This is a genomic window from Streptomyces sp. NPDC034037 (assembly GCF_055575715.1).
Window position 1 is genome coordinate 393,939 of record NZ_JBVISC010000001.1, and the last position, 14,149, is coordinate 408,087.

The following is a 14,149-nucleotide window of genomic DNA, read 5'->3' on the forward strand; positions in this document are numbered from 1 at the left end:
CGGGGCTCTTGCCGTGGCGACCATGTGGGCCCCCCGCTCCGGCGAGGCCGAAAGTGGGGGAGGTCAGAGCTCGTGGAGCTTCAGGTGATCAGTGGTGGCCGTGGCCGCTGGTGATCTCCTTGTACTCCTCGACGGTGGGCTTGGGGATCTGGTTGTCGTCCCCGTAGTAACCCTGGGAGAGCTTGGCCCGGAGCTTCTGCGAACCGGACACCTTGCGCTCGACGCCGTTCTCGTCGACCGAGGGGCCGATCTCGACCGGCGCGTACTGCTCGTGCGCGGTGAGCGTGTGCAGCTGCCCCTGGTCGAGCGGCTCGTGGACCTCGATGAACTCACCGTGCGGCAGGCGCTTGATGATGCCCGACTCGCGGCCGTGCAGCACCTTATCCTTGTCGCGGCGCTGGAGGCCGAGGCAGATCCGCTTGGTGACGATGAAGGCGATGACCGGTCCGACGAAGAAGAAGATCCGGACGAACCAGGTGATCGCGTTCAGCGACAGGTGGAAGTGCGTGGCCCACAGGTCGTTGCCGCCACCGACGAGCATGATCATGTACGCGGTGATCCACGCGACACCGAAGGCCGTACGGGTCGGGACGTTGCGCGGGCGGTCCAGGATGTGGTGCTCGCGCTTGTCCCCGGTGACCCAGGACTCGATGAACGGGTAGACCGCGATGGCCGCGAGGACCAACGGGAAGATCACCAGCGGGATGAACACACCGAGGACCAGCGTGTGGCCCCAGAGGTTGATCTCCCAGCCCGGCATGACACGGATCAGGCCCTCGGCGAAGCCCATGTACCAGTCGGGCTGGGCGCCGGTGGACACGTGGTCCGGACGGTAGGGGCCCATCGCCCAGATCGGGTTGATCGAGGCGATGGCCGCGATGGCCGCGATGACACCGAAGACCAGGAAGAAGAAGCCTCCGGCCTTGGCCATGTACACGGGCAGCAGCGGCATGCCGACGACGTTCTTGTTGCTCTTGCCGGGGCCCGCGAACTGCGTGTGCTTGTGGTAGAAGACCAGGATCAGGTGCGCCACCATCAGGCCCAGCATGATGCCCGGCAGCAGCAGGATGTGCACCGAGTAGAACCGCGCCACGAAGTCGCCGCCCGGGAACTCCCCGCCGAACAGGAACATCGACAGATACGTGCCGACGACCGGGACGGACAGGATCGCGCCCTGCATGAAGCGCACACCGGTGCCGGAGAGCAGGTCGTCCGGGAGCGAGTAACCGGTGAAACCGGTGAACATGCCGAGGACGAACAGCAGGAAGCCGAACAGCCAGTTGACCTCACGCGGCTTGCGGAAGGCGCCCGTGAAGAACACGCGCATCATGTGCACGAACATGCCGGCGAGGAAGATCAGCGCCGCCCAGTGGTGGATCTGCCGGATGAGCAGACCGCCGCGCACATCGAAGGAGATGTGCATGGTCGAGTTGAACGCCTCGGACATCAGCTGTCCCTGCAGCGGGACGTAGCTGCCGTGGTACTCCACCTCGTTCATCGACGGGTGGAAGAACAGCGTCAGATACACACCCGTGAGGATGATGATGATGAAGCTGTACATGCAGATCTCGCCGAGCATGAAGGACCAGTGGTCCGGGAAGATCTTGCGCATGTTGGCCTTGGCCAGGGAGTAGATCCCAAGGCGGCCGTCGGCCCAGTCGGCCACCCGCTCGCCGGCGGGTGCCTTCTTCTTGTTGTCGCTGCTCATCAGGTCAGCCCCTCTCGAAGAAGGCAGGACCGACGGGCTCTTCGAAGTCGCCGAGCGCCTCGAGGTAGCCCTCCTCGTTCACACCGATGCGCAGCTGCGGCAGGGGGTGACCAGCGGGGCCGAAGATCACTCGGGCACCGTCGGAGAGGTCGAAGGTGGACTGGTGGCACGGGCACAGGACGTGGTGCGTCTGCTGCTCGTACAGGGAGATCGGGCAGCCCACGTGGGTGCAGATCTTGGAGTACGCCACGACGCCCTCGTGCGACCACTCGAGCTCGCGCTTGTCCTTGATGTTCTCCGGCTGGATCCGGACGATCATCAGGGCGGCCTTGGCGATCTGGGTCTGGAAGTCGTGGTCGTGCTCCGACATGCCCTCGGGCATGGCGAACGTCAGCGAACCGACCTGCACGTCCGAGGGACGCAGCGGCTCGTTGGTGTTCATGTTGACGAGCTTCTTGCCCTTGGCCCACTTGGTGTGCCGGAGCTTGTCCTCGGGCAGCGGACCGAGGTCGCGCAGGAGGACGACACCGGAGAGCGGGACCAGGGCCAGCGCGCCGAACATCGTGTTGCGGATCAGCTTGCGCCGGCCGAACTGCGACTCCGCGGCACCGGCCTTGAAGTCGGCCATGACCTTGGCCCTGACCTCGGGCTCGGCCTCGATCGGGTGACGCTCGTCGGCGACCTCCACGTCAGACATCAGGGTGCGGGCCCAGTGGACCGCACCCGCGCCGATGCAGAAGAGCGCGAGGCCGAGGGTCAGACCCAGGGCGAAGTTGAGCCCGCTGATGTGTCCGATCGGCCAGACGAAGACGCTGCGGTCGGCCGGGATGGTCACGAACGCGGCGATGAAGCCGACCGTGGCCAGCATGGACAGCGTGAACAGGAACGCGATCGCACGCTCGGAGCGCTTCGCGGCCCGCTCGTCGATGTCCTGGATGCGGTGCTGGTGGGGCGGGAGCCCCGGGTCGGCGAACGGGTTCTCGTCCGCGACCGCCACCGAACCGTGCTCGGGCTCGGTCACCTGCTTGCTGGGCAGGTTCTCTTCTGGAATCTCTTGGCTACTCATGACTTCTTGGCCTTTGCGGTCCGAGCGGCGACCCACACGGCGACCGCGATCAGCGAGCCGAGACCGAAGATCCAGCCGAAGAGGCCTTCACTGACCGGGCCCAGCCCACCCAGCTTGAGACCGCCGGGGCTCTGGGTCTTCTCGCCGTTGACCGCGTCGAGGTACGCGATGATCTCCTTCTTCTCCTTCTCCGGCATCGTGGTGTCGGGGAAGGACGGCATGTTCTGCGGGCCGGTCTGCATGGCCTCGTAGATGTGCTTCGGGGAGACACCTTCGAGTGACGGCGCGTACTTGCCGTGCGTCAGCGCGCCACCCTCACCGGTGAAGTTGTGGCACTGCGCGCAGTTGGTGCGGAACAGCTCGCCACCCTTGGCGATGTCCGCCCCGGCCGGGCTGTACTGCTTCTCGGTGGGGACCGAGGGACCGGCGCCGAGCGAGGAGATGTACGCCGCGAGCTGGTCGATCTGGGCCTGGTTGTAAATGACCTTCTTCTTGGGCGCCTGGGCACCCTGCTGCTGGAGCGGCATACGCCCGGTGCCGACCTGGAAGTCGACCGCCGCGGCGCCCACGCCCGTCAGCGGCGGACCGTCGGAGGACCCCTGACCGCCGGTTCCGTGGCAGCTGGAGCAGCCCACGGCGTAGAGCTTCTTGCCCTCGTCGATGGCGAGGGACTGGGCGGTGTCGTCGGCCTGCGCCTTGTCCGCCGGCGCGAACGCGGCGTACAGCCCCCCGGTGGCCGCCAGCGCGAGGAGTAGGACGACGACCGCCGCCAGCGGATGGCGTCGTCGTGCGGAGAGCTTTTTCACGGATTACCCCGGTGTCAGGATCTTCTGCGTCGATGCTGGAATGTGTCGGTACGTCGCGCGAGCGACCCCGCCGATTACTTGATCATGTAGATCGTGGCGAAGAGTCCGATCCAGACCACATCGACGAAGTGCCAGTAGTAGGACACGACGATGGCTGCGGTCGCCTGTTCATGGGTGAACTTCCTGGCCGCGTAGGTGCGGCCGAGGACCAGCAGGAAGGCGATCAGGCCGCCTGTCACATGCAGTCCGTGGAAGCCGGTGGTCAGGTAGAAGACCGAGCCGTACGGGTCGGAGGAGAGCGAGAGCCCGTCCTTCTTGACCAGCTCGGTGTACTCGAACACCTGACCGCCGATGAAGATCGCACCCATGATGAAGGTGACGATGAACCACATCCGGAGCTTCTTCACGTCGCCACGCTCAGCGGCGAAGACGCCGAGCTGACACGTGAGAGAGGAGAGCACCAGGATGGTGGTGTTCGTCGCCGAGAACGGGAAGTTCAGGGCCGAGGCCATTTCCTTCCAGTGATCAGGACCTGTCACCGATCGCAGGGTGAAGTACATCGCGAAGAGGGCCGCGAAGAACATCAGCTCGGAACTCAGCCAGATGATGGTTCCGACGCTGGTGAGGTTCGGTCGATTGACCGGCGGGTGCGCGTGCCCGGTATCTACTGTCGTTGCTGTCGCCACGACCGACATTATGTCGGTCGCTTATCCCGCCCTCACCCCGGGGGGTGCCGTTCGGAGTGTCTGCGGGGTGTGTCCTGCCCGTATGGCCCATCGGAGGCCTGTCCGAACCGCTGTTGACGGGGTGTCGGGAGGGGTAGCATCCGCGCATCGGTCCCCGATCCCACGACGGCACAGCCTGTTCAGCTCGATGATCTGGAGGAACAATGCAGCCGACCGCCACGGTGCTGGTCTACAGCGACAACGCGAGCACCCGCGAGCAGGTCCGGTCGGCCACCGGGCGCAGGCCGGCGACGGACGTTCCCGAGGTCGAGTTCATCGAGTGCGCGACCCTGCCCGCCGTGCTCAAGCAGCTGGACGAGGGCGGCGTCGACGTCTGTGTGCTGGACGGCGAGGCGACGCCGGCGGGCGGCATGGGCGTGTGCCGTCAGATCAAGGACGAGATCTTCCAGGCGCCGCCGGTCCTGCTGCTCATCGGGCGTCCCCAGGACGCCTGGCTCGCCACTTGGAGCCGCGCGGAAGCGGCGGTGACCCTTCCGGTCGAGCCGGTGGAGTTCGCGGAAGTGCTGGCGGGCCTGCTGCGCGGCAGGGCGGCCGTGCGGGCCTGAGGCCCGAGGGCCGGGCCGCCGCGGCCCGGCCGGGGTCTCACGGCGCGGCGTGGGGCCCTGTGAGCCGTCTCCTGCGGCCTCGCTAGACCTGCGGCCGCAGTCGGGCCGCGTCGGCCGCCGTGGGGCCCTCCTTGGTGCCGGAGAGCAGCGCGCTGCCCTTGCGCCAGTTCGTCCAGCTCATGTTCCAGTCGCCGAGGCCGTTGCCGAACGCCGGCATGTCCTCGCCGTAGCTGTTGACGACCTTCACCAGGTCGCCCTGACGCACGTTCTCGTAGAACCAGGCGGCGTTGCCGGTGCTCATGCCGGTGCAGCCGTGGCTGGTGTTCGCCACGCCCTGGGAGCCGGTCGACCAGGGCGCGGCGTGCACGTACTCGCCGGAGTCGGTGACCCGCGTCGCGTAGTAGACCTGCTTGTCGTAGAAGTCCGAGGCGCCGATGCTGGCGCTGGTCATGCGTACGGAGTACTCCTTGCCGAGCACGACCTTGACGCCGTTGCGGGTGGAGTAGCCGGGCTTGCCGGTGGTCACCGGGATCGAGTTGATCTCCTTGCCGTTGCGGTAGACCGTCATCCAGTGGGATCCGGCGTCCGTCACGGCCTCGACCCGGTCCCCGGTGGTGAACTTCAGGGGCTTGCTCTCACCGCCCCACAGCTTGTCGGCGACCTTGATGCCCGCCAGGTTGCTGGACACGCTGATCGTGGCGCGGGCGGGCCAGTACTCCTTGGGGCGGTAGTGCAGCGTCTTGTCGTCCACCCAGTACCAGGCGCCCTCGACCGCGGGCACCGACCGGACCTTCAGGGCCCGCTCGACGGTCGCCCTGGCCTCCTTGCCCTTCACCGAGGCGTCGAGGGAAGCGATGACGGGCTGTCCGACGCCGTAGGTGCCCGCCTCGGGGCCGAAGGTGACGCCCAGCCGCTTCTTCTTGGGCGGCACCTCGGTCTCGAAGTTCATGACCTTGCGGCCCGGCGCGCCCTCCTCGTCCTCGGTGCTCACCCGGACGGTGTACTGGGCGCCTGCCGCCAGCGGGCCGGTGCTGCGCCAGCGGGCGCCGTCGGCGGAGAGTTCGCCCGCCACGTACCGCCCCAGGGCGTCGGTGGCCGTGACGTCGGTGATGCGTCCGTCCTCGCCCTGGGCGGTGACCTCAAGGGGCTTGTCCGGGTCCGCCTTCTTGCTGCCCACCGGGCCGTTGAAGGCGATCTGGCCGGCCGCGTCGTACGGCTTCGCCGAGAGCGGGTGGCCGTCGGGGCCGCCGCATGCGGTGGCCCCCGCACCGAGTGCGGCCACCAGCATCGTGCAGCTCAGTACCGTGGGGATTCGCGGTGAGTGGCTCATGAACTCACGGTAGGGAGGTTCATCCGGTCCGGCGCGGTGAGTGACCCGTTGGAGGGGCGAGCGCGACACGCCGAGGGGCCCGGACGCTCCTGACGGAGTGTCCGGGCCCCTGGCGCGGGCGGGAGCTACAGACTCACTGGGTCTGGTTCTCGCCGCGGTAGTACTCGAAGACCCAGCCCCACAGGCCGATGAGCAGGAGGGGGGCGGAGAAGTACAGCAGCCACCAGCCGATGGCGATGCTCATGAAGGCGAGCGCGCCGCCGATGGCCAGCGAGAGCGGCTGCCAGCTGTGCGGGCTGAAGAAGCCCACCTCGCCGGCCTCGTCCGCGACGTCGGCCTCCTTGTTGTCCTGTGCGGAGGCGTCGACCCGCCGGGCCGTGAAGGCCAGGTAGTAGCCGATCATGATGCACAGGCCGAAGGCCAGGAAGAGCGCCGTGGTACCGGCCGGCTCCTTCGACCACACGCCATAGACGATCGCCATGGCGAGGACGAAGACGCTCAGCCAGATGAACATCTTGCCCTGGATCTTCACTTCGCGGCCTCCTTGTCGCCACCGAACATCTTGGTGTCCTTCTGCCCGGCGTTCTCGATCTGGCCGAGCGCGGCGATGTCGGGGTGGTGCAGGTCGAAGGCCGGCGATTCACTGCGGATGCGCGGCAGGGTGAGGAAGTTGTGCCGCGGCGGCGGGCAGGACGTGGCCCACTCCAGCGAGCGGCCGTAGCCCCACGGGTCGTCGACCTCGACCTTCTTGCCGTACTTGGCCGTCTTCCAGATGTTGTAGAAGAACGGCAGGATCGACAGGCCGAGCAGGAACGAGCTGATCGTCGAGATCGTGTTCAGCGCGGTGAAGCCGTCGGCGTCGAGGTAGTCCGCGTAACGACGCGGCATGCCCTCGGCGCCCAGCCAGTGCTGGACCAGGAACGTGCCGTGGAAGCCCACGAACAGCGTCCAGAAGGTGATCTTTCCGAGGCGCTCGTCCAGCATCTTGCCGGTGAACTTCGGCCACCAGAAGTGGAAGCCGGAGAACATCGCGAAGACGACGGTGCCGAAGACCACGTAGTGGAAGTGCGCCACCACGAAGTACGAGTCCGAGACGTGGAAGTCCATCGGCGGCGAGGCCAGGATGACACCCGTCAGACCGCCGAAGGTGAAGGTGATCAGGAAGCCGACCGCCCACAGCATCGGGGTCTCGAAACTCAGTGACCCCTTCCACATGGTGCCGATCCAGTTGAAGAACTTCACGCCTGTCGGTACGGCGATGAGGAACGTCATGAAGGAGAAGAACGGCAACAGCACGCCGCCCGTGACGTACATGTGGTGCGCCCACACCGTCACCGACAGACCCGCGATCGCGATCGTCGCGCCGATCAGGCCCATGTAGCCGAACATCGGCTTGCGGGAGAAGACCGGGATGACCTCGGAAATGATTCCGAAGAATGGCAGCGCGATGATGTACACCTCTGGATGGCCGAAGAACCAGAAGAGGTGTTGCCAGAGCAATGCGCCGCCATTGGCCGCGTCGAAGACATGGGCACCGAATTTGCGGTCCGCCTCCAGGGCGAACAGCGCGGCGGCCAGGACCGGGAAGGCCAGCAGCACGAGGACGGCCGTCAGCAGCACGTTCCACACGAAGATCGGCATGCGGAACATGGTCATGCCGGGCGCGCGCATGCAGATGATCGTGGTGATGAAGTTGACCGAGCCGAGGATCGTGCCGAAGCCGGAGAAGGCCAGACCCATGATCCACATGTCGGCGCCGATGCCCGGGGACCGGACGGCGTCCGAGAGCGGGCTGTAGGCGAACCAGCCGAAGTCGGCCGCGCCGTTCGGCGTGAGGAAACCGCCGACCGCGATGAGCGAGCCGAACAGGTAGAGCCAGTAGGCGAACATGTTCAGTCGCGGGAAGGCGACGTCGGGCGCGCCGATCTGCAGCGGCATGATCCAGTTCGCGAAGCCGGCGAACAGCGGCGTCGCGAACATCAGCAGCATGATCGTGCCGTGCATCGTGAACGCCTGGTTGAACTGCTCGTTCGACATGAGCTGCGAACCCGGGCGGGCGAGTTCGGCGCGCATGAAGAGCGCCATCACTCCGCCGATGCAGAAGAACGCGAACGAGGTGACCAGATAGAGCGTGCCGATGGTCTTGTGGTCAGTGGTGGTCATCCACTTGACGACGACGTTTCCCGGCCGCTTGCGCCTGACCGGCAGCTCGTTCTCGTACGAGTCTTCTGCTGCCGCGGCACCCTGAGGTTCGTTGAGGATGCTCACAGGTTGTTCGTCTCCCGGTTCTTCTCGTGGGGCGTCTGCTCGATGCCGGCCGGGATGTAACCGGTCTGGTTCTTCTTCGCCAGGTCCTCGAGGTGCTGCTTGTAGCGCTCGGGAGAGACGACCTTGACGTTGAAGAGCATCCGGGAGTGGTCGACGCCGCACAGCTCGGCGCACTTGCCCATGAAGGTGCCCTCCTTGTTCGGAGTCACCTCGAAGGCGTTGGTGTGGCCCGGGATGACGTCCTGCTTCATGAGGAACGGCACCACCCAGAAGGAGTGGATGACGTCACGCGAAGTCAGGACGAAACGAACCTTCTCGCCCTTGGGGAGCCAGAGGGTCGGGCCGGGGTTTCCGTTCTGGGGGTTCCGCTCGCCGGGCGTGCCGACTTCGTAGACGCCGTTGGCCTTGGCCGGGAAGTCGTCGCGGAACTTGTCCGGGATGGCCTCCAGGTCCTTGGAGGTCCTGGCGTTCTCCTTGCCCGCGCCCGGAACGTTCTCGACGTAGTTGAAGCCCCAGCTCCACTGGTAGCCGACCACGTTGATGGTGTGGGCCGGCTTGTCCTCGAGCTTGAGGAGCTTCGACTCGTCCCGTGCCGTGAAGTAGAACAGCACGGAGACGATGATGAGGGGGACGACCGTGTACAGCGCCTCGATGGGCATGTTGTAACGGGTCTGAAGAGGAACCTCCACCTTGGTGCGGCTTCGCCGGTGGAAGATGACGCTCCACAGGATCAGGCCCCAGACCAGCACGCCCGTGGCGAGCGCTGCCGCCCACGAGCCCTGCCAGAGGGAGAGAATCCGCGGAGCCTCTTCCGTTACCGGGGTCGGCATTCCAAGGCGGGGGAAATCCTTGTATGTGCAACCGGTGGCGGTCGCCAGGATCAGGCCCGCAGTCAGCACCTGCGGCAGCTTCCGCCGCATCGGGCGCCGCGACGAGCGGTCGGAGCCGTTGGGACTCACGTAGCGCCTTCCCGAGAGTCTCGCCCGCGCTTGTCGGCTGCGGCCTTCTCGCTGGTCGGTCGCCGCCCTGCGACGGGCAGGGGTTTGGATGTTTATGCGGACCAAACCCTACTGGACGCATTTTGGGGTCGCGCGGGGAGGGTGCCTAACGCGCCGCGGGTCACTCCGAAGGGTGGGGCGGGCGTCCCCCGGCGCTTTCTGACGGGGGGTCGGAGCGCCCACCGGGGTGGTGGAATCTCTCGGTCCGCGGGTGCGGGTCGGTGGGGGCTGGGCGCGCAGTTCCCCGCGCCCCTGAGGGGTGCGCCCTGCGGGCGCCCCTCAGGGGTGGGCGGTCTAGCGTTGGGGGGTGGCTTACTTTGATGTTGCTTCTTCCGTGCCTCTTCATCCCGTTGCCCGGCAGGCCCTGGTGGCCTCGCTGGATGAGGGGTGGGCCGATCCGGCGCGGCTCTATCGGGAGGGGCGGCGGGCCCGGCTGCTGCTCGACGCGGCGCGGGAGGCGGCCGCCGAGGCCGTGGGGTGCAGGCCCGACGAGCTGGTCTTCACCTCCTCCGGCACCCGTGCCGTGCACTCCGGGGTCGCGGGCGCGCTGGCCGGGCGGCGCCGCGCCGGACGCCACCTGATCGTGTCGGCGGTCGAACACTCGTCGGTGCTCCATTCGGCCGCGGCCCACGAGGCCAGCGGCGGGACGGTGACCGAGGTGCCGGTGGACCGGGGCGGGGCGGTCGACCCGGGGGTGTTCGCCGCCGCGCTGCGCGAGGACACCGCGCTCGCCTGTCTGCAGTCCGCCAACCACGAGGTGGGCACCGAGCAGCCGGTGGCCGAGGTGGCGGCGGCCTGCCGGGCGGCCGGGGTGCCGCTCCTGGTGGACGCGGCGCAGTCGCTGCCCTGGGGGCCGGTGGGCGGCGACTGGTCGCTGCTGACCGGAAGCGCCCACAAGTGGGGCGGTCCGGCGGGGGTCGGGCTGCTCGTCGTGCGCAAGGGGGTGCGCTTCGCCGGGCAAGGTCCCGCCGACGAGCGGGAGTCGGGGCGCGCCGCCGGGTTCGAGAACATTCCGGCCGTCGTCGCGGCGGCGGCCTCGCTGCGGGCGGTGCGCGCCGAGGCCGCGGCGGAGGGGGTGCGGCTGCGGGAGCTGACGGAGCGGATCAGGGCGCGGGTGCCCGCCCTGGTGCCGGACGCGGAGGTGGTGGGCGACCCCGTACGGCGGCTGCCGCACCTCGTCACCTTCTCCTGTCTCTATGTCGACGGGGAGAGCCTGCTGCACGAGCTGGACCGGGCCGGGTTCTCCGTGTCGTCCGGGTCGTCGTGCACCAGCTCCACGCTGACCCCGAGCCATGTCCTGAAGGCGATGGGGGTGCTGAGCGAGGGGAACGTCCGGGTCTCGCTGCCGATGGGCACGGAGGCGGCCGAGGTGGAGCGGTTCCTCGACGTGCTGCCCGGAGCCGTCGCCGGGGTGCGCGAGCAGCTGGGGGCGCCGGTGGGGGCGCGGCCCCGTACGGAAGGGGCGGCACTGGTCGTCGACGCGCTCGGCAAGCGGTGTCCGCTGCCCGTCATCGAGCTGGCGAAGGTCATCGGGGACGTCCCGGTGGGCGGGACGGTGACCGTGCTCGCCGACGACGAGGCGGCGCGCCTCGACATCCCGGCGTGGTGCGAGATGCGCGAGCAGGAGTACGTGGGTGAGCGGCCGGCGGACCGGGGCAGCGCGTACGTGGTCCGCCGGCGCTCGTGATCACACGAGGTGGGCGCCGATCTCGGCGGCGGCCTCGTGGCCGTACGCCTTGGTGAAGCGGTCCATGAAGTTGCTGCGCCGCAGCTCGTACTCCTGGGTGCCGACGGTCTCGATGACCAGGGTGGCGAGCATGCAGCCCACCTGGGCGGCGCGCTCGTGGGAGACGCCCCAGGCGAGGCCGGACAGGAAGCCCGCGCGGAACGCGTCGCCGACGCCGGTCGGCTCGACCTTGGCCTCTTCCTCGGGGACGCCGACCTCGATCGGGTCCTGGCCGACGGCCTCGATGCGCACGCCGTTCGCGCCGAGGGTCGTCACGCGGTGGCCGACGCGGGAGAGGATCTCGGCGTCGGTCCAGCCGGTCTTGGACTCGATGAGCCCCTTCTCGTACTCGTTGGAGAAGAGGTAGGTGGCGCCGTCGAGGAGGGTGCGGATCTCCTCGCCCCCCATGCGGGCGATCTGCTGGGAGAAGTCGGCGGCGAAGGGGATGCGGCGGGTGCGGCACTCCTCGGTGTGCCGGAGCATCGCCTCGGGGTCGTCGGCGCCGATCAGGACGAGGTCGAGTCCGCCGACGCGGTCGGCGACCGTCTTCAGCTCGATCAGGCGCGCCTCGCTCATCGCGCCCGTGTAGAAGGAGCCGATCTGGTTGTGGTCGGCGTCGGTGGTGCAGACGAAGCGTGCGGTGTGCAGCGTCTCGGAGATCCGGACCGAGGCGGTGTCCACGCCGTGCCGGTCGAGCCAGGCGCGGTACTCGTCGAAGTCGGAGCCCGCGGCGCCGACCAGGATCGGGGCGGTGCCGAGCTGCCCCATGCCGAAGGTGATGTTGGCGGCCACGCCTCCCCTGCGGACGTCGAGCGCGTCGACCAGGAACGAGAGGGAGACCGTGTGCAGCTGATCGGCGACCAGCTGGTCGGCGAAGCGGCCGGGGAAGGTCATCAGATGGTCGGTGGCGATGGAGCCGGTGACTGCGATACGCACGGCTGGGTGCTCCTGTAGAGGAGAGGCGAGGGGTTGACAGTTCACGTTAGCGGGTCGAACACCCACGCTGAAGAGGCCAAAACTACCCGATAGTAGGGCTTTTTTCCTGGGCGTCCAGATGCCTACGGTGCCGTTATGACCGTTATCCCGAAGGATGTCGTCACCAAGCGTGCCCGCAGGCTCTCCGCGGAGAGCCCCGAGAGCATGGAGACCCTGCGCGGCGACTGCGCCCGCATGGCGCCGCACTGGGCGGTACCCGTCCGGGCCGCCGCCACTCCCGTGCCGCCGTCCCTGATCCACGGCGTCACCGTGCCGCCGTCCTCCGCGCGGCTCATCGACGGGATGTCCGAGTACGGCGACTGAGAAGGGCCGCCCGCGAGGCCCGGCGCCCGAACCCCGCGCGTGAAAGGGAACCGCGCGCTCCCCCGCCACGTCCCATCGCCGACTCCCGCAAAGGGGGTACCGGGATACGACGGAGCCCGCCCGTGGGTTTCCAGGGACAGCAGTGCAGTCGAAGGAGCGATGCGGTGAACACCGAGCGATCCGTGCAAGAGACGGCCGAGCCCCGGCGTCGGCGTGCCCGCCTCGCCGTCACCTCGGTGGCGGCCACGGTCCTGCTGGTCGGCGGCGGCGGGGCGTACTTCGCCGCGACCGCGTCCGGCGGTGGCGACCGGGGCGGTGACGGGGCCCCCGCCGGGGACGGCGGCAATCCGCCGCCGCTCGCGCTGGACGGCTATCCGGCCGGCAACCGGCAGGACGGCTCCGCTGCGCCCGGCGGCACCGGCGGGATCGCGCCGGGCGAGCCCGACCCGAGCGGCGCCACGTACCAGGCGACCGGCAAGCTGCCCGAGGGCCCGGACGCGGCCTTCGTCTACCACGCCCGGGGCGAGGTGACCCGGGGCGAGGTGGTCGCGCTGGCCGAGGCGCTCGGCCTGTCCGGGACGCCGACGTCGAGGGACGGCACCTGGCAGGTGGAGCAGGACAAGGACGGTTCGGGCCCCTCCCTCCAGGTGAACAAGCAGGCGCCCGGCACCTGGACGTACACCCGGCACGGGGTGGGCGGCACGGACAACTGCCCCAAGGGCAAGCCGTGTTCGGGCACCTCCACCGCGCCGGGCGGCGACACGGGCGACGCGGTGGGCGAGCAGGCGGCCAAGGACGCCGCCGCGCCGCTGCTCAAGGCGCTCGGCCAGGACGACGCGAAGCTCGACGCCCGCCAGCTGATGGGCGCGGTGCGGGTGGTGAACGCCGACCCGAAGGTGGACGGCCTGCCCACCTACGGCTGGTCGACCGGCGTCCAGGTCGGCTCGGACGGCCAAGTGGTGGGCGGCAGCGGCCAGTTGAAGGCGCCGGTCAAGGGCGCCAAGTACCCGGTGATCGGCGCCCGTCAGGCCCTGGACCAGCTGAATTCGAGGGGCGGCGAGCACGTGGGCATCGGCGGCTGCGCCACCCCGGTGCCGCACGCCGACGACCGTACGAAGACGGAGGGCGGCGGGCAGCAGGCGCCGTGCGGGCCGTCGTCCGCGCAGCCGAAGCCGCGGTCCGTGGCCGTGACCGGCGCCACCTTCGGGCTCGCCACGCACTACGTCGCCGGCCGCCCAACCCTCGTACCGTCGTGGCTGTTCGAGGTGAAGCCGCAGGGCGCGCGGGAGACCTTCACGGTGACGCATCCGGCGCTCGCCCCCGAGTACCTGACCTCGCCCGGCAGCCCGACGCCCACCGAGGAGCCCGGCACCGGGCGTGCGGCGGCCATCGAGTCCTACGGCGCCGACGGCAGGTCGCTGACCCTGCACTTCTGGGGCAGCGCGTGTGGCCGGTACTCGGCGTCCGCGCGGGAGGACGGCGACCGGGTGAGCGTCGAGGTCACGGAGACCAAGAAGAAGGGCCAGGTCTGCGTCATGATCGCCAAGAGGCTCTCGAAGACCGTCACGCTGGACAAGCCGCTCGGTGAGCGCGAGGTCGTGGACGCCTCGGGCAAGAGCGTGCGCCGCGCCTAGACAGACACAACGAAGGCGGCGGC

The 14,149-nt window shown here is 68.8% G+C and carries 13 protein-coding genes; 4 read left to right on the top strand and 9 right to left on the bottom strand.

Annotated elements, in window-relative coordinates; translation table 11 throughout:
* Positions 1-88 precede the first annotated feature (88 nt).
* The 4 genes from qcrB to ctaE form a co-directional block, all read right to left on the bottom strand.
* Positions 89-1,708 (bottom strand): cytochrome bc1 complex cytochrome b subunit, encoded by a 1,620-nt coding sequence (gene qcrB / locus ACZ516_RS01840; protein ID WP_358584045.1) that lies wholly within the window; start codon positions 1,706-1,708, stop codon positions 89-91.
* 4 nt (positions 1,709-1,712) lie between these two features.
* Complete coding sequence (gene qcrA, locus ACZ516_RS01845; RefSeq protein ID WP_358584043.1) at positions 1,713-2,774, bottom strand: cytochrome bc1 complex Rieske iron-sulfur subunit; 1,062 nt, start codon at positions 2,772-2,774, stop codon at positions 1,713-1,715.
* Entirely contained in the window at positions 2,771-3,580 is an 810-nt protein-coding gene (qcrC, locus tag ACZ516_RS01850) for a cytochrome bc1 complex diheme cytochrome c subunit (protein ID WP_358584041.1), read from the bottom strand. Before qcrC ends, qcrA begins: the two co-directional genes overlap by 4 nt.
* A gap of 74 nt (positions 3,581-3,654) precedes the next feature.
* A complete protein-coding gene (gene ctaE, locus ACZ516_RS01855; RefSeq protein ID WP_205035075.1) occupies positions 3,655-4,275 on the bottom strand; it encodes an aa3-type cytochrome oxidase subunit III in 621 nt (206 codons plus the stop codon).
* A 194-nt stretch (positions 4,276-4,469) separates the two neighbouring features.
* Here ctaE and ACZ516_RS01860 point away from each other — a divergent pair, with 194 nt between their 5' ends.
* Positions 4,470-4,871 (top strand): hypothetical protein, encoded by a 402-nt coding sequence (locus tag ACZ516_RS01860; protein ID WP_469008029.1) that lies wholly within the window; start codon positions 4,470-4,472, stop codon positions 4,869-4,871.
* 82 nt (positions 4,872-4,953) lie between these two features.
* Here the strand turns inward: ACZ516_RS01860 and ACZ516_RS01865 are convergent, their stop codons facing one another.
* The 4 genes from ACZ516_RS01865 to ctaC all read right to left on the bottom strand — a co-directional run bounded on the left by ACZ516_RS01865 (position 4,954) and on the right by ctaC (position 9,428).
* Positions 4,954-6,201: a L,D-transpeptidase gene (locus tag ACZ516_RS01865; RefSeq protein ID WP_469008030.1), complete on the bottom strand. Its 1,248-nt coding sequence runs from the start codon at positions 6,199-6,201 to the stop codon at positions 4,954-4,956.
* Positions 6,202-6,334: 133 nt separating this feature from the next.
* The gene (locus ACZ516_RS01870; RefSeq protein WP_358584035.1) at positions 6,335-6,733 is read right to left on the bottom strand and encodes a cytochrome c oxidase subunit 4; all 399 of its coding nucleotides are present in this window, start codon (positions 6,731-6,733) and stop codon (positions 6,335-6,337) included.
* A complete protein-coding gene (ctaD, locus tag ACZ516_RS01875; protein WP_358584034.1) occupies positions 6,730-8,469 on the bottom strand; it encodes an aa3-type cytochrome oxidase subunit I in 1,740 nt (579 codons plus the stop codon). Before ctaD ends, ACZ516_RS01870 begins: the two co-directional genes overlap by 4 nt.
* The gene (gene ctaC / locus ACZ516_RS01880; protein WP_358584032.1) at positions 8,466-9,428 is read right to left on the bottom strand and encodes an aa3-type cytochrome oxidase subunit II; all 963 of its coding nucleotides are present in this window, start codon (positions 9,426-9,428) and stop codon (positions 8,466-8,468) included. The genes ctaD and ctaC overlap by 4 nt, the downstream gene beginning before the upstream one ends.
* Before the next feature lie 346 nt (positions 9,429-9,774).
* Here ctaC and ACZ516_RS01885 point away from each other — a divergent pair, with 346 nt between their 5' ends.
* On the top strand, positions 9,775-11,154 hold the full coding sequence (locus ACZ516_RS01885; protein ID WP_469008032.1) for an aminotransferase class V-fold PLP-dependent enzyme: 1,380 nt from the start codon (positions 9,775-9,777) through the stop codon (positions 11,152-11,154).
* Here the strand turns inward: ACZ516_RS01885 and ACZ516_RS01890 are convergent, their stop codons facing one another.
* Positions 11,155-12,129, bottom strand: coding sequence for a carbohydrate kinase family protein (locus ACZ516_RS01890; RefSeq protein ID WP_469008033.1), 975 nt, complete (start codon positions 12,127-12,129; stop codon positions 11,155-11,157).
* A 135-nt stretch (positions 12,130-12,264) separates the two neighbouring features.
* On the opposite strand from ACZ516_RS01890, the gene ACZ516_RS01895 reads away from it, so the two are divergent.
* Both ACZ516_RS01895 and ACZ516_RS01900 read left to right on the top strand, forming a co-directional pair.
* Positions 12,265-12,492 (top strand): hypothetical protein, encoded by a 228-nt coding sequence (locus tag ACZ516_RS01895; protein ID WP_358584060.1) that lies wholly within the window; start codon positions 12,265-12,267, stop codon positions 12,490-12,492.
* Between the two features lie 164 nt (positions 12,493-12,656).
* Entirely contained in the window at positions 12,657-14,126 is a 1,470-nt protein-coding gene (locus tag ACZ516_RS01900) for a hypothetical protein (protein WP_469008035.1), read from the top strand.
* The last annotated feature ends 23 nt before the right edge of the window (positions 14,127-14,149 follow it).

Bases quoted from the DNA above. Each gene is read 5' to 3' on its own strand.
- qcrB (WP_358584045.1), bottom strand. From the start codon at position 1,708: ATGAGCAGCGACAACAAGAAGAAGGCACCCGCCGGCGAGCGGGTGGCC.
- ACZ516_RS01865 (WP_469008030.1), bottom strand. From the start codon at position 6,201: ATGAGCCACTCACCGCGAATCCCCACGGTACTGAGCTGCACGATGCTG.
- ACZ516_RS01860 (WP_469008029.1), top strand. From the start codon at position 4,470: ATGCAGCCGACCGCCACGGTGCTGGTCTACAGCGACAACGCGAGCACC.
- ctaE (WP_205035075.1), bottom strand. From the start codon at position 4,275: ATGTCGGTCGTGGCGACAGCAACGACAGTAGATACCGGGCACGCGCAC.
- qcrA (WP_358584043.1), bottom strand. From the start codon at position 2,774: ATGAGTAGCCAAGAGATTCCAGAAGAGAACCTGCCCAGCAAGCAGGTG.
- ACZ516_RS01895 (WP_358584060.1), top strand. From the start codon at position 12,265: ATGACCGTTATCCCGAAGGATGTCGTCACCAAGCGTGCCCGCAGGCTC.